General features: G+C 47.3%; 29 protein-coding genes and 1 pseudogene. 21 read left to right on the forward strand and 9 right to left on the reverse strand.

The window, feature by feature from the left end; all coding sequences use genetic code 11:
• The first annotated feature begins 134 nt into the window (after positions 1 to 134).
• The 10 genes from HH682_RS05470 (at position 135) to HH682_RS05515 (ending at position 8,635) form a co-directional block, all read left to right on the forward strand.
• On the forward strand, positions 135 to 560 hold the full coding sequence (locus HH682_RS05470; protein ID WP_214236595.1) for a GNAT family acetyltransferase: 426 nt from the start codon (positions 135 to 137) through the stop codon (positions 558 to 560).
• Between the two features lie 9 nt (positions 561 to 569).
• Positions 570 to 1,022, forward strand: a complete 453-nt coding sequence (locus HH682_RS05475; RefSeq protein ID WP_214236596.1) for a DUF2919 family protein — start codon at positions 570 to 572, stop codon at positions 1,020 to 1,022.
• Positions 1,023 to 1,080: 58 nt separating this feature from the next.
• Entirely contained in the window at positions 1,081 to 1,695 is a 615-nt protein-coding gene (locus HH682_RS05480; protein WP_214236597.1) for an RpoE-regulated lipoprotein, read from the forward strand.
• 125 nt (positions 1,696 to 1,820) lie between these two features.
• A complete protein-coding gene (gene cysP, locus HH682_RS05485) occupies positions 1,821 to 2,831 on the forward strand; it encodes a thiosulfate ABC transporter substrate-binding protein CysP (protein ID WP_214236598.1) in 1,011 nt (336 codons plus the stop codon).
• Positions 2,828 to 3,661, forward strand: coding sequence for a sulfate/thiosulfate ABC transporter permease CysT (gene cysT / locus HH682_RS05490; protein WP_214236599.1), 834 nt, complete (start codon positions 2,828 to 2,830; stop codon positions 3,659 to 3,661). Before cysP ends, cysT begins: the two co-directional genes overlap by 4 nt.
• A complete protein-coding gene (gene cysW, locus HH682_RS05495) occupies positions 3,661 to 4,506 on the forward strand; it encodes a sulfate/thiosulfate ABC transporter permease CysW (protein ID WP_214236600.1) in 846 nt (281 codons plus the stop codon). The genes cysT and cysW overlap by 1 nt, the downstream gene beginning before the upstream one ends.
• A complete protein-coding gene (gene cysA / locus HH682_RS05500; protein WP_214236601.1) occupies positions 4,496 to 5,572 on the forward strand; it encodes a sulfate/thiosulfate ABC transporter ATP-binding protein CysA in 1,077 nt (358 codons plus the stop codon). The genes cysW and cysA overlap by 11 nt, the downstream gene beginning before the upstream one ends.
• An 84-nt stretch (positions 5,573 to 5,656) precedes the next feature.
• Positions 5,657 to 6,550 (forward strand): cysteine synthase CysM, encoded by an 894-nt coding sequence (cysM, locus tag HH682_RS05505; protein WP_214236602.1) that lies wholly within the window; start codon positions 5,657 to 5,659, stop codon positions 6,548 to 6,550.
• 79 nt (positions 6,551 to 6,629) lie between these two features.
• Positions 6,630 to 7,310, forward strand: a complete 681-nt coding sequence (locus HH682_RS05510) for a response regulator transcription factor (protein WP_214236603.1) — start codon at positions 6,630 to 6,632, stop codon at positions 7,308 to 7,310.
• Positions 7,307 to 8,635 (forward strand): ATP-binding protein, encoded by a 1,329-nt coding sequence (locus HH682_RS05515; RefSeq protein ID WP_214236604.1) that lies wholly within the window; start codon positions 7,307 to 7,309, stop codon positions 8,633 to 8,635. Before HH682_RS05510 ends, HH682_RS05515 begins: the two co-directional genes overlap by 4 nt.
• Before the next feature lie 34 nt (positions 8,636 to 8,669).
• Here the strand turns inward: HH682_RS05515 and crr are convergent, their stop codons facing one another.
• The 5 genes from crr to cysZ form a co-directional block, all read right to left on the reverse strand.
• Positions 8,670 to 9,173, reverse strand: a complete 504-nt coding sequence (crr, locus tag HH682_RS05520) for a PTS glucose transporter subunit IIA (RefSeq protein WP_048912386.1) — start codon at positions 9,171 to 9,173, stop codon at positions 8,670 to 8,672.
• Positions 9,174 to 9,214: 41 nt separating this feature from the next.
• Positions 9,215 to 10,942: a phosphoenolpyruvate-protein phosphotransferase PtsI gene (gene ptsI, locus HH682_RS05525; RefSeq protein ID WP_214236605.1), complete on the reverse strand. Its 1,728-nt coding sequence runs from the start codon at positions 10,940 to 10,942 to the stop codon at positions 9,215 to 9,217.
• A gap of 135 nt (positions 10,943 to 11,077) precedes the next feature.
• Positions 11,078 to 11,335 carry a phosphocarrier protein Hpr gene (gene ptsH, locus HH682_RS05530; RefSeq protein ID WP_214236606.1) on the reverse strand — a complete coding sequence of 86 codons (258 nt, stop codon included), beginning with the start codon at positions 11,333 to 11,335 and terminating at the stop codon, positions 11,078 to 11,080.
• Positions 11,336 to 11,661: 326 nt separating this feature from the next.
• Positions 11,662 to 12,630 (reverse strand): cysteine synthase A, encoded by a 969-nt coding sequence (cysK, locus tag HH682_RS05535; protein ID WP_214236607.1) that lies wholly within the window; start codon positions 12,628 to 12,630, stop codon positions 11,662 to 11,664.
• A gap of 118 nt (positions 12,631 to 12,748) precedes the next feature.
• Positions 12,749 to 13,504: a sulfate transporter CysZ gene (cysZ, locus tag HH682_RS05540; RefSeq protein WP_214236608.1), complete on the reverse strand. Its 756-nt coding sequence runs from the start codon at positions 13,502 to 13,504 to the stop codon at positions 12,749 to 12,751.
• A 215-nt stretch (positions 13,505 to 13,719) separates the two neighbouring features.
• On the opposite strand from cysZ, the gene zipA reads away from it, so the two are divergent.
• From zipA to HH682_RS05555, 3 genes are all read left to right on the forward strand, one after another.
• Complete coding sequence (zipA, locus tag HH682_RS05545; RefSeq protein ID WP_214236609.1) at positions 13,720 to 14,718, forward strand: cell division protein ZipA; 999 nt, start codon at positions 13,720 to 13,722, stop codon at positions 14,716 to 14,718.
• A 61-nt stretch (positions 14,719 to 14,779) separates the two neighbouring features.
• Positions 14,780 to 16,792 carry an NAD-dependent DNA ligase LigA gene (gene ligA, locus HH682_RS05550; RefSeq protein WP_214236610.1) on the forward strand — a complete coding sequence of 671 codons (2,013 nt, stop codon included), beginning with the start codon at positions 14,780 to 14,782 and terminating at the stop codon, positions 16,790 to 16,792.
• A complete protein-coding gene (locus tag HH682_RS05555; protein WP_092676067.1) occupies positions 16,792 to 17,007 on the forward strand; it encodes a DUF3820 family protein in 216 nt (71 codons plus the stop codon). Before ligA ends, HH682_RS05555 begins: the two co-directional genes overlap by 1 nt.
• Before the next feature lie 32 nt (positions 17,008 to 17,039).
• Here HH682_RS05555 and HH682_RS05560 read toward each other — a convergent pair whose 3' ends face one another.
• The 4 genes from HH682_RS05560 to HH682_RS05575 all read right to left on the reverse strand — a co-directional run bounded on the left by HH682_RS05560 (position 17,040) and on the right by HH682_RS05575 (position 22,402).
• Positions 17,040 to 18,572 carry an efflux transporter outer membrane subunit gene (locus HH682_RS05560; protein ID WP_214236611.1) on the reverse strand — a complete coding sequence of 511 codons (1,533 nt, stop codon included), beginning with the start codon at positions 18,570 to 18,572 and terminating at the stop codon, positions 17,040 to 17,042.
• Positions 18,573 to 20,144 (reverse strand): DHA2 family efflux MFS transporter permease subunit, encoded by a 1,572-nt coding sequence (locus HH682_RS05565; protein WP_214236612.1) that lies wholly within the window; start codon positions 20,142 to 20,144, stop codon positions 18,573 to 18,575.
• A complete protein-coding gene (locus HH682_RS05570; RefSeq protein ID WP_214236613.1) occupies positions 20,137 to 21,276 on the reverse strand; it encodes an HlyD family secretion protein in 1,140 nt (379 codons plus the stop codon). Before HH682_RS05570 ends, HH682_RS05565 begins: the two co-directional genes overlap by 8 nt.
• A gap of 145 nt (positions 21,277 to 21,421) precedes the next feature.
• A complete protein-coding gene (locus HH682_RS05575; RefSeq protein WP_214236614.1) occupies positions 21,422 to 22,402 on the reverse strand; it encodes a bile acid:sodium symporter family protein in 981 nt (326 codons plus the stop codon).
• A 93-nt stretch (positions 22,403 to 22,495) separates the two neighbouring features.
• Here HH682_RS05575 and HH682_RS05580 point away from each other — a divergent pair, with 93 nt between their 5' ends.
• The 8 genes and pseudogenes from HH682_RS05580 (at position 22,496) to HH682_RS05615 (ending at position 26,786) form a co-directional block, all read left to right on the forward strand.
• Positions 22,496 to 23,413, forward strand: a complete 918-nt coding sequence (locus tag HH682_RS05580) for a LysR family transcriptional regulator (RefSeq protein WP_214236615.1) — start codon at positions 22,496 to 22,498, stop codon at positions 23,411 to 23,413.
• A 240-nt stretch (positions 23,414 to 23,653) separates the two neighbouring features.
• Complete coding sequence (locus tag HH682_RS05585) at positions 23,654 to 24,139, forward strand: MbeB family mobilization protein (RefSeq protein WP_214236616.1); 486 nt, start codon at positions 23,654 to 23,656, stop codon at positions 24,137 to 24,139.
• A gap of 58 nt (positions 24,140 to 24,197) precedes the next feature.
• A complete protein-coding gene (locus HH682_RS05590) occupies positions 24,198 to 24,413 on the forward strand; it encodes an MbeD family mobilization/exclusion protein (RefSeq protein WP_214236617.1) in 216 nt (71 codons plus the stop codon).
• A 111-nt stretch (positions 24,414 to 24,524) separates the two neighbouring features.
• On the forward strand, positions 24,525 to 24,803 hold the full coding sequence (locus HH682_RS05595; protein WP_214236618.1) for a type II toxin-antitoxin system RelE/ParE family toxin: 279 nt from the start codon (positions 24,525 to 24,527) through the stop codon (positions 24,801 to 24,803).
• 55 nt (positions 24,804 to 24,858) lie between these two features.
• Positions 24,859 to 25,143 carry a NadS family protein gene (gene nadS / locus HH682_RS05600; RefSeq protein ID WP_214236619.1) on the forward strand — a complete coding sequence of 95 codons (285 nt, stop codon included), beginning with the start codon at positions 24,859 to 24,861 and terminating at the stop codon, positions 25,141 to 25,143.
• A gap of 203 nt (positions 25,144 to 25,346) precedes the next feature.
• A pseudogene (locus HH682_RS05605) lies at positions 25,347 to 25,670 on the forward strand (replication initiation protein); the annotation flags it as partial.
• A gap of 118 nt (positions 25,671 to 25,788) precedes the next feature.
• Positions 25,789 to 26,316, forward strand: coding sequence for an S-type pyocin domain-containing protein (locus HH682_RS05610; RefSeq protein WP_338049313.1), 528 nt, complete (start codon positions 25,789 to 25,791; stop codon positions 26,314 to 26,316).
• A 2-nt stretch (positions 26,317 to 26,318) separates the two neighbouring features.
• Entirely contained in the window at positions 26,319 to 26,786 is a 468-nt protein-coding gene (locus HH682_RS05615) for a DUF6392 family protein (RefSeq protein ID WP_214236620.1), read from the forward strand.
• Positions 26,787 to 26,943 lie beyond the last annotated feature (157 nt).

The following is a 26,943-nucleotide window of genomic DNA, read 5'->3' on the forward strand; positions in this document are numbered from 1 at the left end:
ACTAATCAGGTTATATAATAACATTAGCGATATTGCTAACATTGAAATATTTCAGCCTTTTACTGAGTATTGCCTTTTCTAACACCCTTACTCAGACGCATAATAGTTCGTTTCCACCAAGGGGAGGCCAATAAATGGAAATTCGTGTTTTCGAACAACAAGATATCGATGAAGTCATTACGCTGTGGGAGCGTTGTGACTTGCTACGTCCTTGGAACGATCCCGAACTTGATATTGAACGTAAATTACGACACGACGCGGATCTTTTCCTTGTCGTTGTGCTTTCTGGACAAATTGTCGGTAGCGTAATGGGCGGGTACGACGGTCACCGCGGCTCAGCTTACTATCTCGCGGTACACCCTGATTATCAAGGCCGTGGTTTTGCCAATGCGTTAATGAATCGGTTAGAGAAAAAGTTGATTGCTCGAGGCTGTCCGAAGCTTAATTTACAAATCCGCGATGATAATGATCTCGCACTGGGTTTCTATGAAAAATTGGACTACGAAATCAACGAAGTGACTAGTCTTGGAAAGCGTTTAATTGAAGACCGTGAATACTAAATAAAGCAGATGATGGAATCTTTTGATCCTGAAGGTGAAGAGATAGCGGCCCCTCTGCCATTTTTACTTTGGGTGATCCTACTCTATCAAGCGCGGGCGTGGTTATTGTTGATCATGGCGGCGGCATCACGACAACAAGGTGATGCGCTGTTGCGTCTTTTTGTTCCCGAGATATCGACCTTCTATATTGGCTTAGCCATGGGGTTACCGGCGCTTATTTGCATGATCCTAAGTGGCTATCGCCAGCGTTTTCCACGCTGCTGGCGCTTAAGTCGACTCTGCTTATTATTCAGCGGTGCGTTGCTCTGTGGATGGCAACTGAGTCAGTGGAATAGAGTCGACTTGGAAGCCTCGCCAGTTTTACTGATATTAACCCTTTTTGATCTGTTAACCGAAGTAGCATTGTTGACTATGCCCCGTCTAAAACGGTGTTTCACGCAACAAAAAACGGTAGTAAAGTAAACTTTTTACTCGACGATCACTCCTAGTTGCACTGAACAGAAATGCAAGAGGAATTGAAATGAAAGCGTTATCCTGTGCACTGCTTGCCAGTGTCGTATTGCTCAGCGGCTGTGCCGGTTCCAGTCACCAGACTGAAACTGCTAGCAGTAGCGTCCATTGGTGGAACCCATTGAGCTACACCTGGTCATCCGCATTGCCTTGGAACTGGTTTGGTTCCTCTGTGACGGTGAGCGAGCAAGGAGTGGGAAAAATCACTCGCTTAACTCCCTTTAATGCTGAAGCGATCAGCCAAGGTATTGGCAGTGATTACCGGATACGTCAAGGCATGGGAACGCGCAACGGCCAGATTGAAAGCTATTTCCAAGCGATGAAAGATCAACAGATTACGATGACGTTCTATGGCGATAGCACAGTCAAAAAAATCAATGTGTCGGACAACGGTGTGCAGACCCCTAAGGGAATTGCTTTCGGTGCACCGTTCTCAGCGTTGTTCCAAAAAGCCTATGGTAACTGCCAACCGGGCCGTGATAGCCAGCACGTACAATGTAAAGTGCCGAATAGCCAACATCTTGAGGTTATCTACCAAGGCGAGTTCAGTGGGCCAACTGGCATCATGCCTGCCGATGATACGCTTAAGCAGTGGACGTTATCTGAAATCCTCTGGCACGCCTAATCGTTATATATTTTTTAGCAATTACACAGCAGTAATCGGTATATAAAACTATTACTGCTTTTTTATCCTTATTAATACACTGAGAACTTCTAGATTGACTGAGGTTGAGATTGGAATTTTCAGGTATGAAGAGACGCTATACACCATCGGTGGTGGGCATGTTGATGCTTGCCGCACCGTCTGCCTATCCAGCTCAGTTACTTAACAGCTCGTATGATGTATCACGCGAGCTATACGAACAATTGAATCCTGTGTTTATTCAGCAATGGGATGCCCAACATCCGCAGGATAGACTGCAAATTCGTCAATCACATGGCGGCTCTTCCAAACAAGCATTAGCATTACTGCAAGGTATGCGTGCGGACGTTGTGACCTTTAATCAGGTTCCCGATGTACAGATCCTGCACGATAAAGGGCCGCTGATTCCCGGTGATTGGCAACAGCGTTTAGCCAATAATAGTTCACCGTACTATTCAACCATGGCCTTGGTCGTGCGCCGTGGTAATCCATTGCATATTGCAGGGTGGGAGGATCTGGTCAAGCCTGGCGTTAAGCTAATTTACCCTAATCCTAAAACTTCAGGTAATGGACGCTATGCGTGGTTGGCGGCATGGGGAGCGTTACGCATTACTCACGGTCAAGACGAGTCTGCGGTGCGTAACGCTATGCGCCAATGGGTCAAAAACACGCAAGTGGCAGATATTGGTGGACGTGGGGCAACACAAAGTTTTGTTAATAAGAAGTTGGGAGATGTGCTGATCACTTTTGAAGCTGAGGCTCGTGCGTTGCAGCAGCATTATCCTGGCGAACATTACCAAGTCATTATTCCTTCCACTAATATAAAAGCGGAGTTCCCGGTGACTTGGCTTGATCGCAATACCGAGCGGGATCATTCGACGACCGTGGCAAAAGCTTACCTTAATTTTCTTTATCAACCTGAGGCGCAAAATATCTTAACGCGTTTTTATTACCGCACTTATCACGCGACGCCCAACACTGTGGCACAGCAACATTTTGCGTCCGTTCATTTTTTCACGGTTGAACAGCAATTTGGCTCATGGCAGCAGGCTATGCAGTCACAATTTGCACCGCAAGGGGAGTTCGATACATTGCAGGCAGCAGGATCATCATTATGATTTTTTCACGTCAACGTCGTGTTTTACCAGGGTTTGGCTTGAGTCTCGGCACGAGCTTATTTTTTACCTGCTTAATTCTATTATTACCGGTCAGCGCCTTATTGATGCAGTTATCGCATATGACTTGGGCAGAATATTGGCGGGTAATTAGCGATCCCCAATTGGTGGCCGCCTACAAAATAACGCTGTTATCGGCCGCGATTGCGTCACTGTTTAACGCCGTGTTTGGGACCTTGATGGCGTGGGTATTAACGCGCTATCGCTTTCCAGGTCGTACATTTCTGGATGGTTTGATGGATCTGCCTTTTGCGTTACCGACTGCCGTCGCCGGTTTAACGCTAGCAGGTTTGTTCTCGTCAAATGGCTGGTACGGACATTGGCTGGCCGAATATGGCATCAAGGTGACTTACACTTGGTTAGGTATTGCCGTCGCGATGGCCTTTACCAGTATTCCCTTTGTTATCCGTACGGTCCAACCGGTATTGGAAGAGCTAGGTCCAGAGTATGAAGAGGCAGCGGAGACCTTAGGCGCGCGTCCTAGACAAGCCTTCTTCAAGGTCATTTTACCAGAGATTGCGCCCTCATTATTAGCCGGTACCGCGCTCTCCTTCACCCGTAGTCTTGGGGAATTCGGGGCGGTCATCTTTATTGCCGGTAATATTGCATGGAAGACAGAAGTCATTTCATTACTCATTTTTGTTCGCCAGCAAGAGTTTGATTTCCCAGCATCCAGCGCCATTGCCTCGGTCATTATGGGGGCATCCTTAGTTCTGCTGTTTACTATCAATACATTACAGAGTCGCTACGGGCGTCGTTTAGGGGGTAAATAATGGCTATCTCGACACGCCCTTGGACGAAGTGGATACTCATCACACTGGCGCTTCTTAGTGCTGCACTATTTCTGTTGGTGCCATTAGTCTATATTTTCTGGCAGGCCCTTAGCGAAGGGGTAGGGGTTGCGTTACATAATCTGCGCGACGGTGATATGTTGCATGCTATCTGGCTTACGGTACTTATCGCGCTGATTACCGTACCGGTTAATCTTATTTTTGGTACGTTACTGGCGTGGTTAGTGAGTCGCTTTAATTTTCCGGGCCGGCAATTTTTGTTGACCTTGTACGATATTCCCTTTGCGATTTCACCGGTAGTAGTAGGCTTGCTATACCTTCTCTTTTGGGGGATAAATGGGCCTGCTGGTAGCTGGTTAGACGCGCACAATATCCAAGTGATGTTTACCTGGCCAGGAATGGTACTGGTCACTATTTTCGTTACCTGTCCTTTCGTTATCCGAGAGTTAGTACCGGTGATGTTAAGCCAAGGTAGCCAAGAAGATGAAGCAGCGATACTTCTTGGTGCCAATGGCTGGCAGATGTTTCGCCGAGTGACGTTGCCCAATATCCGCTGGGCGTTACTGTATGGCGTCGTCTTAACCAATGCGCGAGCCATTGGTGAGTTTGGGGCAGTATCGGTGGTGTCCGGTGCGATACGGGGTGAAACATATACCTTACCGTTACAAGTAGAACTGCTGAACCAAGATTACAATACCGTCGGGGCTTTCACTGCTGCGGCATTATTAGCCATGATGGCGATGGTCACCTTATGTTTAAAAAGTGTACTGCAATGGCGCTTAGAACGTCAGCAGCACGGCGCACAGGCAGGCGAAAATGAGCATTAATATTAACCAGATTTCTAAATCCTTTGGTGACACCCAGGTGCTTAACCAAATTAGTCTCGATATTCCTTCTGGCGAGATGGTGGCATTACTCGGGCCCTCCGGGTCAGGTAAAACCACGCTACTGCGAATTATCGCGGGGTTAGAAAATCAGAATTCTGGGGAGATTTTATTTCACGGACGTGATGTCAGCCAAGTCCATGCACGCGATCGGCAGGTGGGGTTTGTCTTCCAACATTATGCACTGTTTCGACACATGAATGTATTCGATAATATCGCCTTCGGACTCACAGTGATGCCACGTAAATCACGGCCAAGTAAAGCGGTGATCCGTGAGAAGGTGATGAAATTATTAGAGATGGTGCAGCTTAAGGAGTTCGCTAAGCGTTATCCTGCACAACTTTCCGGCGGGCAAAAGCAGCGAGTGGCATTAGCCCGCGCCTTAGCGGTTGAACCTGCGATATTACTACTTGATGAGCCTTTTGGCGCACTGGATGCACAAGTGCGAAAAGAGTTACGTCGTTGGTTACGCCAGCTGCATGATGAGCTGAAATTTACGAGCGTGTTTGTCACGCACGACCAAGAAGAAGCCATGGATGTAGCTGATCATATCGTTGTGATGAGCCAAGGTAACATTGAGCAACACGGTACGCCTCAGCAAGTGTGGCAGAAGCCAGAAAGCCGCTTTGTGCTCGAGTTTTTAGGAGAGATTAACCGACTCCCCGCCACAGTATCCGGACAATCGTTACACGTCGGACATCAGCAGTGGGAACTCAGTCAACCCTACGGCGTACAAGGTAATATCGATCTGTTTCTTCGCCCTTGGGAGTTAACTTGGTCAGCTCACCCCGACACGTTGCATCGATTACCGGCTAAAGTACTTGAAGTGACACCTCGTGGCCATTTTTGGCAACTCAGTTTAGATGTCGAGGGAATGGCGCTAGATCCACTCTCCGCCATTAGTCAAACGGTGGTCGCGCCTGATCGCGGTACGACGGTCTATCTTAATTTGGCACAAGCACGTGTTTATCAACAAGACAATCTCTTAACGCCACTTGCCTTTGATTAACTGTACTGATAATTTCAAGGTTAGCATTGCCATCAGCCTAGGTTTTTACCTAGGCTGATGGCGTTTAAGCGATAGGAAAAAAACGTGACCACCCTAGAAAGCACGATAGGTAACACGCCCTTAGTTCGATTGCAGCGTCTGCCCGCGGCCGGTGCGGGTGAAGTGTGGGTCAAACTGGAAGGAAATAACCCCGCGGGTTCGGTAAAAGATCGCGCTGCTTGGTCAATGGTACGGCAAGCGGAACGTCGGGGCATCATTAAACCGGGTGATACATTAATTGAAGCAACCAGTGGCAATACCGGAATTGCTTTAGCAATGATTTGCGCATTACTGGGCTACAAGCTGAAGTTATTGATGCCGGATAATATGAGTATTGAGCGTCAAGCAGCGATGCAAGCTTACGGGGCTGAGCTAATCCTGATCGATCAGGCACAGGGCATGGAATATGCGCGTGATTACGCTCAGCGCTTGGCTGCGCAAGGCGCGGGTGTGGTATTAGACCAATTTAATAATCCTGATAATGCGTTGGCCCACTACCAGACTACGGGCCCAGAGATTTGGCAGCAGACCGCTGGACGTATTACGCATTTTGTCTCCAGTATGGGGACCACTGGTACCATCAGCGGAACGGGTCGTTATCTGAAACAGCTAAATAGAGAGATCCAGGTAATTGGTTTGCAGCCCGCAGCCGGAAGCCAAATAGCCGGTATTCGTCATTGGGAAGGGGCCTACCAGCCGAGTATCTATCAGCCGCAATGGGTGAATGACATTGTGATGATGACCCAAGAGAGGGCGGAGCAAGCAGCTCGTGCGCTCGCACAGCAGGAAGGCATCTTTGGCGGTATAAGTTCTGGAGCAGCGGTATCGGCAGCGCTAAGTCTAGCGGAATCGCATCCTGAACGGGTGGTCGTGGCAATAGTTTGTGATCGCGGTGACCGCTATCTGTCGACGGGAGTTTTTAATAAATCGGCCTGCTAAAGCGTAATTGTTGTGTAAATCTAACAGATTCTCGCAAGAAAAGACGTCATTATACGCAGAGTGAGCCAGAGGTCATAGCATGAAAATTTTATTAGTTGAAGACGATCAAGAGTTAGGACAGATGCTTAGCCAATATTTGGCTGGCGAAGGGATAAATGCCGACGTGATCAGTCACGGTAAGCGAGCTTTGGAAGTGATCAATCAGACGCACTATGATGCGATAATTTTAGATATCATGCTACCTGACATCAGCGGAATTGAAGTTCTACGTCAGGTACGTCAACACCATCGGTTGCCGATCATCATGTTAACGGCTAAGGGTGAGAATATTGACCGGGTCATTGGCTTAGAGATGGGGGCTGATGATTATATGCCCAAGCCGTGCTACCCAAGAGAATTAGTTGCCCGCCTGCGCTCGGTGATGCGTCGTTTTGAAGAGATCCCCACGCCCCCCAATAATAATCAACCGCTAGTTTTAAAAGAGTTGGTTCTCAACCCTGCCATGCGCTCCGTGACCTGGCAGCAGAAGGCGATCGATTTAACGGCGTCTGAATTTAATCTTATCGAACTGTTATTAGTGGCAGGGGATCGCGTGGTCTCTAAAGACGAACTGTCGGAGAAAGCCTTAGGTCGCACGCGTGAAGCTTATGACCGCAGTGTCGATGTACATATCAGTAATATTCGTCAAAAAATCGCAAAAACAACCAACGATCAAATCCTTATCGAAACTGTGCGTAGTATTGGTTACAAAATTCGATGAATCAACGTTATCCAAGGCGATTATTCACCAAAATGTTGGTGGCTTTTCTATTGGTATTTCTGTTGATAAGCCAAGTTATCTGGTTAGGATTTTCGCTTTTTGTCCATGATGATTCGCCTTTTTCTAAACAACAGCGCAGTTTGCAACAGGTACAACTTGCATCCTTAAGCGAATTACTGACGCAATCAGGGCCCGTCATAGCCCGATCACTTGTCGAAAGCTGGGATCCTGACGTAAGGCCGCAAGTCACTATTTCTCCTTCCTCGATAAAAGCTTTTGAAGACCAAGAAGATGAACGCGGTGTGCCAACTATTATCTCCCGACAGGTAGGAGACAAGGCCGGTAATCACTATCAGGTAGTGTTGGATTACAAAGGATTGAAACACTTTGATGAACGAGGCCATCGTTCGTGGCACGATTCGTTACATATTCCCAAGCCGATTATGTTTTTTGCGCCTTTCTTGGGAATATTCTTTAGCCTACTTTTAGCATGGAATATGACACGCCCAATAAGACAGCTACGCGAAGGATTTGACAAGGTATCACGAGGCGATCTTTCTGTTCGGCTATTTCCTTCAATGAAGCGTCGTTATGACGAATTATCTATTGTGGCGAAAGATTTTGATGCGATGGTCGAACGTATCGACGTTTTAGTTAGAGCGCGAGAAGCGCTACTGCATGATATCTCTCATGAGTTACGCACGCCGTTGGCACGCGTTCAATTAGCGGTAGGCCTTGCCCGGCAAAGTGAATTGAATATCCCACAATCGCTTGATCGTATTGATCTTGAAACGGAAAGGCTCGATAAAATGATCGGTGAACTGCTCACCCTGTCTCGAGCAGAGCATGAGGGTATCGATATCGATCAGTACTTCGATTTCATTGCGCTATTAGACGCTATTTTGGTTGATGTTCGCTATGAAGCGCAGCAACCTGAGGTCGATGTGGTCGCCCATTATGATAGCCTTAAATCGGTAACGGTCCGGGGTAATGCAGAGCTTATTCGTCGCGCTATTGAGAATGTTTTGCGTAATGCGTTACGTTATTCTTCACAGGGACAAGCTATTGTGGTCAACTTGGAGGTCGATCGGGATACGTTATTACTCAACATTTGTGATAGCGGTCCAGGTGTGGCTGAAGAAAAAATTTCGAGTATTTTTGATCCCTTTGTTCGTCTGCAATCACCGTATTCTGGGAAAGGATATGGATTAGGATTGGCGATAGTACGCAAAGTGATTACTGCACATCACGGCCAAGTCTCGGCAACTAACCGTCAGGAAGGGGGGCTTAACATTGCTATCCGCTTGCCACGTTGGCCAGAGTAAAAAAAAGCTCATCCAAGGATGAGCTTTTTTGTGACTATTTCTGAATTCGCATAATCGGGGTTTCACCGACAGTCACATGACCCGATAGCTTGGACAGAGACTTGATTTCATCCATGTTGGAAATGACGACCGGTGTCAGTGTCGATTTAGCTTTCTCTTCGAGGAAGGCAAGGTCGAATTCGATGATTGGATCACCTTTTTTAACCTTTTGTCCTTCTTCCGCAAGACGCTTGAAGCCTTCGCCTTTTAACTCAACCGTATCGATACCGAAGTGTACAAACAATTCAATGCCATTATCCGACTCGATAGAGAAGGCGTGGTTAGTTTCGAAAATTTTACCTATTGTTCCCTCAACCGGGGCTACAATTTGGTTACCGTTAGGGCGAATAGCAATACCATCGCCAACGATTTTTTCCGCGAAAACAACATCTGGCACATCTTCGATATTGACAATTTCGCCCGAAAGCGGTGCTACAATTTCAATGTTGCTAGAATCGCTATCCGATTTGTCGCCAAAAAGTTTAGAAAACAATCCCATGATCTTCTCCTAAGCAATAACGTCGAAACACTCATGACAAGCTAGCAAAGTGTTTTTTCTTTAATAAACTTATCAACGATACTCGTTAATGCTTCAGCGGTAGGCTGCGCTAGGGCTTCAGCAGCTAAAGCTTTAACATCTTCAAAGTTAGTGTTACGAATAATTTTTTTAATTCTAGGGATAGAAATAGAGCTCATACTAAATTCATCTAATCCCATGCCTAATAGTAATAGTGTAGCACGTTCATCGCCAGCTAACTCACCACACATCCCTGTCCATTTTCCAACAGCGTGAGATGCGTCAATAACTTGCTTGATTAAAAGCAGTACTGAAGGGCTCATTGGGTTGTATAAATGAGAAATACGCTCGTTACCCCGGTCAACCGCTAGGGTATATTGGGTCAGGTCATTTGTACCGATACTGAAGAAATCGACTTCTTTCGCTAAGTGGTGGGCAATAGTTGCTGATGCAGGGGTTTCCACCATGATACCGACTTCAATATCCTGATCGAATGTTTTTCCTTCCTCGGTCAGCTGTGCTTTCAGCATATCGAGTTCAGCTTTTAAGGTACGGACTTCTTCCACAGAGATAATCATCGGAAACATAATACGCAATTTACCGTATGCGGAAGCGCGAAGAATAGCCCGTAACTGTGTGTGGAGAACTTCTTTACGATCCATACCAATACGGATCGCGCGCCAGCCTAAGAAGGGGTTATCTTCTTTAGGGAGGTTCATATAAGGGAGATCTTTGTCGCCACCAATGTCCATGGTACGAATGATGACGGCTTGTGCCCCCACCGCTTCGGCGACTGCCTTATACGCTTCAAACTGTTCTTGTTCAGAAGGCAACGATTCGCGATCCATAAACAAGAATTCCGTGCGATAGAGGCCCACACCTTCTGCGCCATTACGCTCAGCGCCAGCCACATCACGCACAGTACCTATATTGGCACAGACTTCTACATGGTGACCGTCTAAGGTAATGGCCGGTAAGTCTTTAAGCTTGGCCATTTCATGTTTTTCGTCCAACCAAGCGGTCTGAATCTCACGTAATTCAGTAATCTCTTCGTCAGAAGGGTTGATTAAGACTTGGTTATTGACGGCATCCAGAATGAGGAAGTCACCATTTTTTACGGATTGGGTGATATTACCAATACCCACGATGGCTGGCAGTTCTAAAGAGCGAGCCATAATAGAGGTATGAGAAGTTCTGCCCCCTAAATTGGTGATAAAGCCCAATACTTTTTCAAGGTTAAGCTGCGCGGTTTCGGAAGGGGTCAGGTCTTTGGCCACGAGAATCGACTCTTCGGCAATCGCACTGAGATCAACAATGGCTAGACCCAAAATATTTTGTAGCAGACGCTTACCAATATCACGCACATCTGCCGCACGTTCTTTTAAGTATTCATCGTCCAACTCTTCGAGCGCAGAGGCTTGGTCTTCAATAACGGCATAAACTGCTGCGTCGGCGGTTTGATGATTTTTACGGATAAGATCGATGATTTCCTGTTCAAGCTCTTCATCTTCCAGCAGCATGATATGCCCCTCGAAGATAGCCTCTTTTTCCGTGCCAAAAGTTTCGCCTGCTTTCGTTTTGATCGTCTCTAATTGTGCAGAGGCTTTTTTGCGGCTTTCAAGAAAACGATTAATTTCTTGATCAACTTGGCTCGGATCGATTTTGTGGCTATTGATGACAATATCATCTTCTTTCAGAAGGAGTGCTTTACCGAATGCAATACCGGGTGACGCAGGGATACCAGAAATCATAATCTTACCTTTAAATCAACGATGCTTATGTGTAAATACTGGAAGTAAGCGCCCAAGTGTAGCGGCTCAGTGGAGCTATTGAGTGTAAAGCTACGCTTGACCAATAATCAATGGGCTTATCGTATTGCAGACCAATTATTCAAGTTCAGCCATTAACTTAACTAAATGTTCAATCGCTTGTTGTTCATCATCGCCCTCAGCGCTTAGCGTGACAACGGTTCCCTGTGTTAACCCCAAGGTTTGCAGTTTGAATAGGCTTTTCGCGCTGGCAGTTTTGCCTTGAGAGGTGACCGTAATGTCGGACTGAAACCCTTTAGCTTCTTTGACGAATTGTGCCGCGGGGCGGGTATGTAAACCATTTGGTGCAGTAATCGTTACTTCTTGCTGAAACATATTTTTCCCCAAGATAATCAAAAGGTTTGTGACTAACCGTGATTATTCAAATGTTGTGGTCGTATTGAGCCTATCTGAGATGACGGTTCAACTAAAAGTTATACTTCAATTGCGAAGAATACCCTATCGTTTTTGCAGAGTGATGTTGATCATAAGCAAAAAATCTAGAGCATTATTTTTTGGCTCGAAATAAATCTCATCGTTGATACCAGAATAGGGGGGAATAAAGCAAATGTGAACTAAGCAAAATTGGGATCTACTGCACAAAAATAGCACCCGAGGGTGCTTTTTATAAACAGCTTTTTTAAAAGCAAGAAGAAAGTCTGCTAACCATTCTCTTTTTCTGTGAATAGGTCTGCAAAGAGCGCTGTTGATAAGTAACGCTCACCCGAAGAGGGCAGGATAACAACGATATTTTTATCGGCAAAATCCGGCTCTTGTTGCAGTTTGAGTGCCGCGGCTACCGCAGCACCGGATGAAATACCTGCCAAGATCCCTTCCGACTCCATTAAATGACGCGCAGTATTGATCGCCTCATCGTTGGTGATAGTAATGACTCTATCAACTAAGCTCAGATCTAAGTTTTCAGGAATGAACCCCGCACCGATACCTTGAATTTTGTGGGGACCAGGCGTTATTTCTTCGCCAGCGAGAGTTTGTGAAATAACGGGAGAGTCCGTTGGTTCGACCGCCACCGCATACAGACTGGTTTTGCCTTGTGTATGTTTTAAGTAGCGAGCAGTCCCTGTCAACGTTCCGCCTGTCCCTACACCAGAAATTAGTACATCGACTTCGCCGTCAGTATCTTCCCAGATTTCAGGGCCGGTTGTTTTTTCATGAATTTCAGGGTTAGCGGGGTTACTAAATTGCTGGAGCATCAGGTATTTCGCGGGATTACTGGCGACAATCTCTTCAGCCTTGGCAATCGCGCCTTTCATCCCTTTAGCGCCTTCAGTCAACACTAGGTTTGCACCTAAGGCTTTGAGCAGCTTACGGCGTTCCACTGACATCGTATCAGGCATGGTCAGCGTTAATTTATAGCCCCGCGCAGCGGCCACGTAGGCTAAGGCAATACCGGTATTACCGCTAGTGGGTTCGACGAGTTCAACACCCGCTTTCAGTAACCCCTTTTCTTCGGCGTCCCAAATCATATTCGCACCGATCCGGCATTTTACGCTAAAGCTCGGATTACGGGACTCTACTTTGGCAAGGATACGTCCATTACCTAGGCGATTTAACCTTACTAAAGGAGTGTGGCCAATTGTTAACGAGTTATCTTCGTAAATCTTACTCATATCCTTTCCTTAACTCTTTGAATTTTGGGGAACCTAGTGAGAATACGCTTTATACGGTCGCAGTGAAGTGACGAAATGATATATCGATATGTCAGAGTGCAATAACTGCATTCAGCAATTACTGGATGGATGTCTGACGATAGCGATCAACCCATATTGCGGTGGCGCCGCATACGGCAATCGGCATAATCACCAAATTAACAATGGGGATCATGGTGAGCAAGCTAATAAGTCCACCAAATTCTAGATGAAGTTTGCGATCTCGGGCAAGATTTCTGCGCATGCTTTCAAAAGAGACTTTATGGTTATCGAAAGGATAATCGCAATATTGGATGGCCATCATCCATGCCCCAAAGATAAACCATAAAATGGGTGCAAGAAGTTGACCAAACCCAGGAATAAAGTGAATGAGCAATAAGCCGATGGCTCTCGGCAGGTAATAGCACAGCTTTAACCACTCTCGTTTCATGATTCTAGGCAAGTCGGCAATCAGGGACCACCAACTCATTTCATTGGGCGCATGACCGGTCAGACGCTGTTCGAGCTGTTCAGCGAGTAAACCGAAAAAAGGGGCGGCTATCCAGCTGACTATAGTTGAAAAGAAATAACCAAAGACTAAGACGATGGAGATCACCGCTAGCGGCCAGAGCACGAAATTCAGCCAAGCCAGCCAATGGGGAACATAGCTCATTAATTGTGGTATCCACTGATGGAGCTTAGTGAACAGACAATAGAACGAGGAGCCAAGCAGAAGGATGTTAATCAGTAAAGGAACAATGACATAACGCCGAATACCCGTTAGACAAACGAGATGGCACCCTATTTTGACATAGGTAAAACCGGAAGAGGGGAGAGGCTGTTGACGCTGTGACATATCCGAATACTCACAATAATAATAACCTATCCATAGTAACGTTTTTTTCGTCTTGGTGTACCGCTCACTGCTGTTAATTTAATCAATCACACCAGATTAGTGATATTATTCAAGATAATTGGCAGTGTATGCTTGCACTTATTCGCGCTGACCAATACATTTAGTGATATATAGGTGCCTTTTATAGGCAAAGTGTTTGAACAACAGAGAATATAGTGATGCAGGATTTGCGTCTGATCTTAATAGTTGTTGGTGCTATCGCGATTATCGCGTTATTGGCGCACGGTTTATGGACTAATCGTAAAGAGCGGTCTAGCGTCTTCCGTGATCGACCTCATAAGCACTTCATGCAACGTCGTGATGAGAGTCTCGACGAAGACGAAGTGACGGCTCCTGCTCAGGAAAAACCTCCTGTTCAATCGCCACAACCTTCACCGCCTCGTGATGCAGCCCCTGCTCAGCGCAGTGCAAGTATTCCCGAGGTATCAGTTGAAAAGCGTCAACAGACTCCAGCGAAGAACGCCTCGTTACGCGAAGGTATTGCGCTGCAAGGTGATCCATTATTGGGTGGCGAACAGGTGGAACAAAAACCTATAGCGCCTAGTGCTCCGACTTACGCTGAAGACGTGGCTGACCCCGTTATTCAGCCGGCAGCAGCACCCAATACACCTCAAGAAGATAAGCCTCTTCAACCGACAGAAAATAACGCACCTAAAGCTACCCCCGCGACAGCTGTTCAGGAAAAACCTGATGCTGAGCCGGTTGAAAGCCAAGCTGCCCCTGCTGAAAAACGATTAACTGAAACGGTTTTAGTGTTTCATGTGGCCGCGCACGCAGGTAGTGAACTTAATGGTGAGCCTCTGCTGCAAGCTATTTTACAGGCAGGTTTTCAATTTGGTGAGATGAATATCTTCCATCGCCATCTTAGCCCGACCGGAAGTGGCCCAGTCCTCTTCAGTTTAGCGAACAGCGTAAAACCGGGGTCTTTCGACCCTGATACGATGTCCGAATTTACGACCCCAAGTGTTTCTATCTTTATGATGGTCCCTTGTTATGGCGATGCGCTTCAAAACTTCAAATTAATGCTTCAATCCGCGCAACGTATTGCCGATGATGTTGGGGGAGTTGTAATGGATGATGAACGTCATATGTTGACCCCTCAAAAAGTTGAAGTGTATAAAGCTCGTATTCGTGAAGTGATCAGTCACTCATAACTCATCGCTTCTGTCAGACTATCAACCCCCGCCTGTCGGGGGTTTTTTATCATGGTGCATTATGGCTAACCTTCAACAACAAGTAGACCGCTTACGTCGGGAACTTCGTCATCACGAATATCAATATCATGTCTTAGACGCGCCTGAAGTACCCGATGCGGAATACGACCGTTTAATGCAACAGTTGCGTCAGATTGAGGCTAATCACCCCGAATTAGTGACCAGTGATTCGCCGACGCAGCGGGTGGGTGCAATGCCACTCAGTGCTTTTGATTCAGTCCAACATGAAGTCCCCATGCTCTCCTTGGATAATGTATTCGATGAGAGCAGTTTTCTGGCCTTTATTCGTCGCGTTAATGAGCGTTTATCCGCCGCGACTGCGATCGACTATTGCTGTGAATTAAAACTGGATGGATTAGCCGTTAGTTTATTGTACGAAGAGGGGATTCTTGTGCGTGCTGCTACCCGAGGGGACGGTGCAACAGGGGAAAATATTACCCAAAATATCCGTACCATTAAGTCTATCCCTCTTTCTCTGTCGGGTGAAAACCTTCCTCGTCGACTTGAAGTACGTGGCGAGGTTTTTATGCGACAAAAAGGGTTTGAAGCCCTTAATGACAAAGCACGACAAAAAGGCGGAAAAGTCTTTGCGAATCCGCGTAATGCGGCGGCAGGATCATTACGTCAACTCGATCCGAGCATCACCCAGCAGCGTCCGCTAAGCTTCTATTGCTATGGTATCGGCGTTCATGAGGGGGGCGAGCTCGCCCAGACCCATTTCGAGCGCTTGACCCAACTGCGTGACTGGGGGTTACCGATGGAACCGCATGTGACGGTCTGTCAATCTGCTGAGCAGGTGATGGCGTTTTATCATCAGGTTATTGAACAACGTGAGCAGCTTGGCTTCGATATTGACGGTGTAGTTATTAAGGTCAATGCCTTAGCGCAGCAACAGCAGCTCGGGTTTGTTGCGCGTGCCCCTCGCTGGGCCACTGCCTTTAAGTTCCCCGCACAAGAGCAGCTTACTCATGTTCGCGACGTTGAGTTTCAAGTGGGCCGTACGGGGGCTATCACCCCCGTAGCGCGTTTAGAGCCGGTACAAGTCGCCGGTGTGTGGGTCAGTAATGCGACTTTGCACAACGCTGATGAAGTCGAACGCCTAGGGCTGAAAATCGGTGATCGAGTGGTGGTAAGACGCGCGGGAGATGTAATCCCACAAATAGTCAGCGTTATCGAGGCAGAACGGCCTACCGATGCACACGAGGTGGAGTTTCCAAGCCATTGTCCGGTCTGTGGATCAGACACCGAACGGGTTGAAGGTGAAGCGGTATTACGTTGTACTGGTGGGTTAATTTGTGGCGCGCAGCGTAAAGAGGCATTAAAACATTTTGTTTCGCGTAAAGCGCTCGATGTGGACGGTCTTGGCGACAAATTAATCGAGCAATTAGTCGATAAGGAGTACGTCACCACCCCAGCCGATCTTTTCCGCTTAACGGCTGGGAAATTAACCGGCTTGGAAAGGATGGGACCTAAATCGGCACAAAATATTATTCAAGCGCTAGAGAAATCACGCAAGACGACGTTAGCACGCTTTATCTATGCATTAGGTATTCGCGAAGTCGGTGAGGCAACCGCTCTCGCCTTAGCGACCCACTTTACAACGTTAGACGCTCTCATGGCAGCCTCAATGGATGACCTTATCGCTGTGGACGATGTTGGCACGGTAGTGGCTACTCATATTCGGCATTTTATGGATGAAGAGAGTAATCGCGACGTTATTCGCCAATTGGTCGATGACGCACAGATCCATTGGCCAGCCGCGGTGGTCGCTCAGGCAACGGAGTCGGCATTCAATGGCAAAACAGTGGTGCTTACCGGGACCTTGTACCAAATGACACGTGACGAGGCGAAGGCGCAGCTATTGCAACGCGGTGCTAAGGTGACAGGGAGTGTCTCGAAGAAAACTGACCTGCTGATTGCAGGGGAAGCGGCCGGCTCTAAGCTTGAGAAAGCGCAGGCATTGGGTATTGCGGTGATTGATGAGCAGCAACTCATCGTAATGTTGGAGGCGTAATGCCGGATAAAGAGCAACTGGTTGAACTGGCAAACTGGCGTATGCCTTTTGGTAAATATCAGGGAAGACGACTTATCGACTTACCCGAAGAGTATCTGTTGTGGTTTGCCCGCAAAGAAGCTTTTCCAGAAGGGCACCTTGGGCAGTTACTGCAGCTTGCTTTAGCCATACGGATTGAAGGGCTTGAGCACTTAGTGACCCCCCTTAAGGTTTAACGCTTTCGCCCCGATAGCGGGGCGAAATATTATCAGGGGGAAGTGACTGCGGTTTTGTCGACATCGCCAAAAACAGTGTAATGTGGCAGAGTCACCCTGGATTGCTGCTCCCAGCCGCCGCCCAATGCTTTATATAGCGTGACTAAATCCACCGCGGTTTGCGCTTGTGCTTGAATCGCTTGCTGCTCGGTTTGCGCTAATTGACGCTGTGCATCTAACACAGTGATATAGGTAATAAAGCCTTTCTTATAGTTTTCCGAAGCAAGTTGGAAAGCCCGTTCAAGCGCATTCCGCGATTGTTTTATCGCCGTGTCTTGCTGTTGCCCTGTGCGGTAGCTTACCAATGCATTTTCCACTTCTTGCAAAGCAGTCAACACAGTTTGACGATAATTAAGTGCCGCGGCCGCTTGTTGAGCCCGTGCTAATTTCACATTGGCGACGAGGCGTCCGCCCTCAAAAATCGGCAAATTAATTCCAGGCCCAATACTGTAAAAGTGGCTACTCCAATTATCCATGTAACTGATATCACTGTTACGCACACCTAATTGACCGGTTAACGACAGGCTTGGGAATAATTGCGCTATAGAGACACCAATATTGGCGGTTTGTGCATGTAAATTTGCTTCTGCCGCCCGAATATCCGGTCGACGTCGAGTCAGTTGAGAGGGGATGCCTACGGCAACCAGTTGGGGCAATGTTGGCAGCGACTTCGCCGCCGAAAGTTCATTATCCAAGGCGCCAGGTGTTAATCCAAGCAGCACGGCGAGGGCATTTTTCGCTTGGGAAATTTGCGATTGAGATTGAGGTAATTGAGCCTGTAATGCGCTCAACTGAGCCGTAGCACTTTCAACATCGCTGCTCGGTGCCAGCCCATTTCGCATCTGACTCTGGGTTAATTCCAGACTCTGTTGCGCGATAGCGATCTGTTGGCTGAGTGAAGCTTCGGTGGCCTGTGCTGCACGTAATTGGAGATAGGTGCGCGTAACCTCGGCCTCAAGCGAGACGAGAGCATCATTATGCTGTTCGACCTGCTGCTGCTCGCTGGCACGCGCCAGTTCGACCTGTCTGCGGGTTTTTCCCCATAAATCCAGTTCCCAACTCGCGTCAAACCCGCCTTGATAGAAACCAACACTGCCCGTGGCGTGATTAGCGATATCGTCGGGTAATGCGTCATAAAGTCCCTGCGATTGTAATTCTCCTTTCAGCCCGAGCTGTTGTCGAGAATAAGAGGCTTGTCCATTCAGGGTCGGGAACAATCCGCCTTGCGCGCTAGACACTTGCTCGCGCGCGCCTGAAATGCGTAATACGCTCTGCTGTAAGCTTAGATTACCTTCTGTCGCCCGTTGAATCAGGCTATTGAGTTGCGGGTCATTAAAATTTTTCCACCAGCTAACTTGCGTATCGGTTGTTAACGGGTGAGAGGCTTGATCTTTTTCGCCCGCGTGCCAAGAACCTGTTAAGTGGTTTTCGGGGACATGATAATCGGGGCCGACCGCACATCCCGAGAGGGTGAGGACCAGCATCGATAAAAATAATCGCTGTGATTTCATGAGGTTTCCTTTCATTTAATGGCCTCCTGCGCTGCCTTCACTCTTCACCGGGGCGAGTAAAAGACAGAAGGGGATCATGACGAGGGCGATTACGCAAAGCCCCGTGAAGACATCGATGTAGGCTAAGATACGGGCTTGGCTGATCATCTGTTTATAGAGTTGTGCTGAAGCCAGTTGGGTACTGTTCCCGACTAATGTTGTGAAGTTCTCTATTGCAACACTCATTTTTTGAATCGCTTGGGAGAACGGTTCATTAAGCTGAGTGGTATGATCAGATAAATAAGCAGAACGCGCTTGTTGGCGCTCAGTAATAGCCGCAGTTGACAGAGAAATTCCGATTGATCCCGCCACATTACGAAACATGGTGAAGAGTGCTGACGCATCCGCATTTAATTGCTGTGGGATAGTGATGAAGGCGATGGTGGTCAAGGGAACAAATAAAAAGCCTAATCCGATCGACTGTAAGCTGCGCATAATGACCAAAGACGTAAAATCCAGGGTTGGGGTCATCTGGAAACCTGAATACAGGAAAGAGGCCGTCAAGCAGAAGAAGCCAAACATGATAATAAAGCGGGTTTGAACAATCGGCATTAACTTTAGCACTAACGGGATGGTTAAGATGATAAAGAACGCGCCCGGGGTGAGGACTAGGCCGGCCAGTGTTGCCGTATACCCTAAGTCTTGTTGTGCCAACTGCGGGATCACGACCGAACTGCCGTACAAAATAAAGGCCATTGCGGCCATCAGCAACCCAGCAACCCAGAAGTTACGATCACGCATAACCAGTATATCGACCACCGGACGGCGGGCGTATATCAGCCAATAAACTGTCCCGACTAAGCCGACGACGGCCAGTACAGCAAAGGTAATGATAAAGGAAGAGTTGAACCAATCTGCATCTTCCCCACGGTCTAAGAAGACCTGCAAGCAGCCTAATCCAAGGGTGATAAGGCTAATGCCAATATAATCGATGCGAAGCTGGCCTTTTTTAGCCTTACGTTCCCAAGGGGGATCTTCAAGCAGTTGATAGATGGCTAATGCAGTGAGGATACCCACGGGGATGTTGATAAAGAAAATCCAACGCCAGCTGTAATTATCCGTAATCCATCCCCCCAGAGTCGGGCCAATAACCGGCGCGACAATAATGGCAATGGAAGAGAGTCCAAAGGCTTTGCCCCGATCTTGCTTGCTAAAATAATCGAGTAAGACCGATTGTTGTACGGGTTGTAATCCACCACCGAAGAATCCCTGCAAAATTCGAAACAGAATCAGTTGCCAAAGTTCCGTTGCAATACCGCAGAGAAAGGAACAGATCGTAAACATGACCACGCAGATTAAAAAATAATTTTTACGACCAAATAGGCGACTAAAAAAAGCAGAGATGGGCAGGACAATACCATTGGCGACCAAATAGGAGGTCAGCACCCACGTCGCTTCATCATAACTAGATGAAAGGGAACCGGCTACATGGGGAAGGGCAACGTTAACGATAGTGGAGTCCAACACCTCCATAAATACCGCTAGGGTGACAGTGAGGGCAACCAGCCAAGGATTACAGCGAGGTTGCCAGCGTTGTGCATCAGTCATCAACATGGACCTCAGGCTCTACCGATAGGCCTAAGGGCAGAGGATGTTGAGGGTCAAGGCCCTTATCAATAATAATTTTTACTGGAACACGTTGCACAATTTTAACAAAGTTACCGGTGGCATTCTCTGCAGGGAAGGCCGAGAAGTGTGAACCTGAGCCCATTTGAATGCTATCAACGTGACCTTCGAGTCTTAGGTCAGGCCAAGCATCGACGGTGAGGCTAACTTTATTACCCGGATGCATATGTTCAAGTTGTGACTCTTTAAAGTTAGCGGTCACCCAAATTTGCGGTGAAACCAATGAAAACAGCGCCGACCCCGCTTGTACTAAACTCCCGACTTGGACGTTTCGCTTAGTGATATAACCCTCATAAGGGGCACGCACTTCGGTATAGGAAAGGTTCAGCTTTGCAGTTGCTAATTGTGCGGCAGCTTGCGCGACCTGTTGTTGACGGGCCGCGATAGCCGTTTCTTGTTGATGCAGTTGTAACGGCACCTGTGACGCAATCTCGACTTGGGCCTGCGCCTGCTGATAATCAGCCTGTGCGGCGCGATATTGTGAGGTGGCACTGTCGATATTACTCTGGGTGGTCGCTCTGGGATCGACACCGTGTTGGCGTTGATAGACAGATTCTGCGTTCGCCAAATTTGCTTTCGCTTTGGCTTGGTCAGCGAGGGCTTGGTGCAGTTGCGCCGGATATTGCACTTTGGCTAATTGATATTGTGCTTGCGCCTGTTGTAGTTGCGCTTGAGCGCTTCCTAGTTGTGCTTGCGCTTGTTCGCGTTGTGCGGTGGCATCACGGGGATCGATCACTACTAAGAGATCGCCTTGATGAACGAGTTGGTTATCTTTTACCTTTAGATCGATAACATAGCCATTCGTTTTCGGGGCGATAGTGGCTGCGTTGCCATCGGTGAAGGCGTCATCAGTGGATTCTATACCTCGGTTCATTAACCAAAAAATCACCGCAACACACAGAAGGACGATGGCGATAATGGCTAAAATAATGAGAGGTTTTTTACCTGGACGTTGTCGCGGTGGGGCGTCGTTATTCTCTGTATCAGTAGAGTGTGCATCCTGATCTTGTTCAGCTGCATCCTGTTCGCGGTGATCTCGCGTGTTGTCTGTCATGGTATCTTCCATCCTAAAAATTACCTAAAGGTGACGTCTTCAACGTTTACACGTTATCAGTGTAGATAAAATATGACGATTTGGCGTAAAGAATAGAGATAAACAATTCACCCAATATTAACGCCATTGGGTGAAAGGGAACTCGCTAGGAGTCGGAAGAGGCTTGCTCGCCAGCTTTTTTATAGCGTTGTGCTATCCATGAGCAGGTCATTAACTGAATTTGGTGAAAGATCATCAATGGCAACACGATAATCCCGACAATGCTCGCAGGAAAAAGGATATTTGCCATCGGTACGCCATTCGCCAAGCTCTTCTTCGACCCACAGAATAGAATCGTAATCTCATCGGGACGACTAAAGCCAAAGAGGCGGGCTACCACCAGGTTAATTAATAACGCGATGGCCAGTAATAGAATACAGCCTACCACGATCCAGCCCAGGGTCGTGGCATCCACTTTATGCCAAATACCGTTGACCACTGCCTCACTGAAGGCGGTGTACACCACCAGTAAAATTGAGGTCTGGTCAGTTTTACCGATCAAACTACGATGACGCTCGACCCATCCGCCAATCCAACGACGAGCAATATGACCCAGAACAAAGGGTAATAATAGCTGCAGCATGATTTTACCTATCTGCTCAAAGCCATTTCCGGGCATTGCACTGTGTACGTTCATCACTAAATTGACTAATAGTGGTGAGACAAATACGCCTAACAGACTGGAGGCGGAGGCACTACAGATCGCTGCGGCAACATTACCGCCCGCTAAAGAGGTAAAGGCAATGGCCGACTGCACTGTCGCAGGAAGGATACAGAGATAGATAAAGCCAGTATAAATGTCGTTACTGACATTGACTGGGTGCCACCATACCATCAAGCAGCCGAGTAGGGGAAAAACGACAAAGGTGCTACACATAATCCATAAATGTAAGCGCCAATGGCTACTCCCAGCGATAATTTTTTCCCGCGAAAGTTTTGCGCCATGCATAAAAAATAAGAGGGCTATTGCTGCCGTGGTTAGCCCTTCGACGATCGGGACAAACCCGCCGCGAGCAGGAAGGAAGGTCGCTAATAAAACAGTAATGATAAGTTTGACCATCATCGGGTCAAGTCGCAGAAAGCCCATAGTTGTGTCCATCCAATAAATAATCATTGGATTGTGCTTTAAATCAGATTAGAAATATAATTGATTTATTACATGAATATATGAAGAAAATAGATGAATTATAGTTTACGCCAGTTGCGAATCTTTGTGGCCGTTGCCGAGCAACAAAGTTTCAGTCGGGCCGGGGAGTTAATCGGCCTAAGCCAGTCGGCAGTCAGTCATGCCGTAAAGGAGTTGGAACAAACGCTAGCACTGCGTTTGATTGACCGCACCACACGTGAGGTGGTGCTGACCTTGGCCGGAAAACAGCTCGCTTCAAGGATGGCGCTACTGATCGATGATATGGATAGTGTGATCAAGGATCTGTATAGCTATGGTGAACAACGTACTGGCACGGTGAGAGTGGCGGCCAGTCAGACTATTTCAGCGCAATTAATGCCGAAGTGCCTGGCAACATGTCAGCAGCGTTATCCGGAGATACGTTTGTTGTTGCAAGACAGTGTTCAGCAATCGGTCGTACAAGCGGTTAGGCAGGAAGAGGTTGATTTTGGCATAGTGATTGAACTGCAGAATACGCGTGAGTTCGAGACACAACCGCTATTGCAAGATCCTTTTCTATTACTGTGTCGAGACGATGATCCTTTAGCACAGCAAGCATTGGTCAGTTGGTCTGATATCGCGCAGCGCCAGTGTGTATTACAAGATTATGCATCAGGGAGTCGCGTGTTGATTGATGCGATTTTTCAGCAACAAGGCGGGCATCCAGAGGTGGTTCAGCAAGTCGGTCACCCCAGTACGTTGTTCACTATGGTTGATGCAGGGATTGGTATCAGTATTCTACCGGCGCTGGCACTGCCTTTGCCGCGAGAGAGCCAGCTCGTGGTGAGAAAAATTACCCCAGAGAGAGGACGCTTACTGACGTTAATACGTCGTAGAAATCGTTCATTAACGCCAGCAGCAGAGGTTATTTGGCAATTAGTCGCTGAGCAAGCGCAGCAGTTGGCACAAAGACGTCAAATCAGTGTGAGCTAGAAATGAAAAAAGTAGCCAGAGGGTGGGGGTATAGAGACCTCCCGAAGAATAGCCAAAAAGCGGCGGAGTCCATCACCGCAGGCCTCTCTCACCTTGCCATGCAAGGCCTAATACGTAACCGCGATGACGTGATCACCACGCTCGAAGCTGCCGGTATGACCATTGCTCGGGAAACCAAATCCAGCATTAGCATCGAATCACCGGATGGCGGTAAAAACCTCAGACTCAAAGGAGCACTCTATGAGCGGGATTTCCGATTTAGCGAAAGCCTCCGAGGAGAACTCGAAGCAGCAAGCGCAACATACCGAGACGCACGTGAAAGCCGAATTTCAGAAGCTGAACGCTGCTATCAGCACGGAACTGAACTCAAGCGTGAAGGGTATCAACAGTGCTATCCAAGACGTGACGAAACAACACCAACAGCACCTGAAAACCGTCTACCAGCCGGTAAGGAAATGGCTGTGGATTGACCTGTCATTCATCGCCTTGATTTGCGCCGGTCTGATCGGGGTAATCTACTGGTATCTGAATCAGCAACTCGACCAGATACAGGTCAACGAGCAGAGATTGGCAGTACTGAACTCGAAAACCGGCAAGGGGATAGTAATCGAGGCCGGCAAAGGGAAGAATCAAGGCCAGTATTTCATTCTGCTACCGAAAAGCGCTAGCGATATCCAGACCTATCCCTACAAGAAACAAACGGTAGTGAACTACAGCGTCAAATAACCCCAGAGAACTCACCAGAGCCTCCCAGAGACTATTTAACTGGCTTAGGTAAAATCCCATGACCGAGACAGAAAAACTCTTGTTGTGCGCATTAGAGCGCTTACAGAACGACTCAAAGACACAGCAGCAAGTCTTACTCGACAGCTTCAAGAGTTTACAAGCCATGTATGAGAAAACACGGCAAGAGAATCAAGCCTTAGCCAATCACTGCACGAGGCTGAACCGGCAAGTCGAGGGCTTGAGCAACACAGTCAATCGCTTAGCCAGACTGTAGTCGCTAAAGAGCGTAGCCAGCGTCAAGAAAATGACCGGGGAATGACTCTGTAAATTTGGATGGAAATATACTCTCCTTAGGGTACTATGTAATCCTTAAAGGGAGGGATACATGAGCTACGCGATCGAATTTATTGAGACATCGCTTTTCACTCGGCAAATTCAAGCGATTGCCACGGATGACGAGCTCAAAGACTTACAAAGCGAACTTATTGAATCACCGGATAAAGGTGACTTAATGCAGGGAACGGGTGGTCTGCGAAAAATCAGAATGGCGACCGGTAATCAGGGCAAAAGTGGTAGCGCCAGAGTGGTCTACTTTCTGGCGACAGACGAAATTATCTATCTGGTTATGGCTTACCCGAAAAGCGCAAAAGAAAGCCTAACCTAGGCTGAGAAAGCAGAACTGAAAAAACTGACCAAACGACTCAAAGGTGAGGTGTAGCATGAGTATTTTTAACGAACTGAAAGCATCCCTTGAAGAAGCCGTCGCTATCAAAAACGGAACAGTCTCGCCGTCACGTGTTACTCGCTATGACGTGGCGGATGTAAAAGCTATCCGTGAAAAACTGAACGTCTCACAGGCAGAAATGGCAAGGGCGCTGGGGACCAGCCTTGATACCATCAAAAGCTGGGAGCAAAAACGGCGTAACCCAACAGGGCTGGCTGCAAAGGTCTTAGCGACAATACAAGACGACCCTAAATACTTTAAGGTACTGGCAGCGCACTAAAAATTTATCGGGAAAGTGACGGGTAAACTCGACATAAACTGTCATTTGCGTGTAACTTTAACGCCATTAGAAAAGACAACGCCCCGAAATCATGCTATAACTTGGCGGTCGCACATGATTAACGGGGCGTAGGCATAAAACCTAGAAAGGATATTAGCACATAAGACGTGCAACACAACAGTCCGCCATAAGCGCTGGGCACATTGAGTGACGTAGCACTTAAACTTTTTAACGACAGATTACCCCATAAACCGTACTTCACGGACGAGCTGCAATGTGGTTTACGCATTGCCGGGAAAGAGCGGGCAATCCTTGCCAAATATATTCAGTTTAACCAACCCCATACGCAATTCTGGCTCTGCTTTGACGTAGATAGACCGGGCGCTGCCATTGATTGGAGCGACCGTAACGCTCCTGCGCCCACGCTCACCATCATGAACAAAGCCAATGGCCACGCTCACCTACTTTACGCGCTAAAAACGGCGGTGCGCACGGCTCAGGATAGAAAAATAAAACCACTCAGATACAGACATACAGCTAAAAGAAGCGAGACCTAAAATACATAAGATTAATAATGTACTGGGGTTATACAAATGACAGTAAATGTAGAAAATTTAATCGGTAAGGATACCCAATCTGGTCGTTGTGGATCCGCTGCCGGAAGATAGTAGTATTGAGGCCACAACTACCCCTATACCGGAAGAGAAGACCTTTGCGGATTATATTCTTATATTGCCGCTATCGAATATTCCGCCGATTTATATATACCTGAGCAAGCCGCCTGTTGAGTTTTTGGAAGTTGAGCTTTATAGCGATTTTGTGCGCAGATCTCGTCAAGGCAAGTATGAGGCTGATCATATGCCATCGAAAGCAGCAGTTAAGGCATATCTGAAAGCACATTATCCTGACATGACGCCTGAAGATATTGAGCTTGCTTCTCAAGATGTCGCTGCAATAGTGATACCTAAAAAGGTACACCAGCAAATCAGCGAAACCTACGGTGGGCGTAACACATCTGTACAAATTGAACTGGACTCAAAAAATCTCAGGGCCGCTCTTGATCGTAATCTTGATGCCATTAAACCAGCTCTAAAAGAGCAAGGGGCTACAGAAAATCAAATAGAATCAGCAAGGTCGAAAATGCATAAACTAAACAGTGAAATGGAGTTATAAAAATGACAGTGAATATTGACGCTTTAATAAGCTGTTTAGGGAAAACATATCAGGAACTTATTGATAATGAATTGATCAATTATAAAAGCCCTCCTACAGGCTCATCTGGAGACCCTGACCTAAGTCTTGATATGGCAAAAGAAGGTCTTTTCTTGTCCTTTAAGAGGGATGGCCGGATATTGCAGGCTATCGTCGTAAAAATCCAGAATGATAAGGCTAAAAACTGGATGTTTCCAAATGAATTACCAAAGCCATTGCAGAGAAACATGTCGAGGAAATGGGTTCATGAAAATATAGGTGTGCCATTAAGAAGCAGTCCTCCGAAGGTGGTTATGCGGCGGGTTTTTGGCTGGACAGATCTTTATGAAGCCCAAAACCGATTAATACCTACAATGATGCAGATAAGCTATGACACATCAGATCAAGTCAGGTCTGTAACATTTCTTCCTGCTTCAGATCTTCGTTGGTAGCTTTTGTACTTCTCATAAACGCAGCACACAAGATTTGTTGTGCTGCTTTATTCCTTATCCCTTCTGACATCTAGCCAAAGCACCCCAACTGTGGCGATCCATCTCTCACTATCGCTTAAAGGCGATTAATTGATCGATTTAAACGATATGATGAACG

The sequence above is a fragment of the Rosenbergiella gaditana genome, from assembly GCF_018494065.1.
GTDB classification, from domain to species: domain Bacteria; phylum Pseudomonadota; class Gammaproteobacteria; order Enterobacterales; family Enterobacteriaceae; genus Rosenbergiella; species Rosenbergiella gaditana.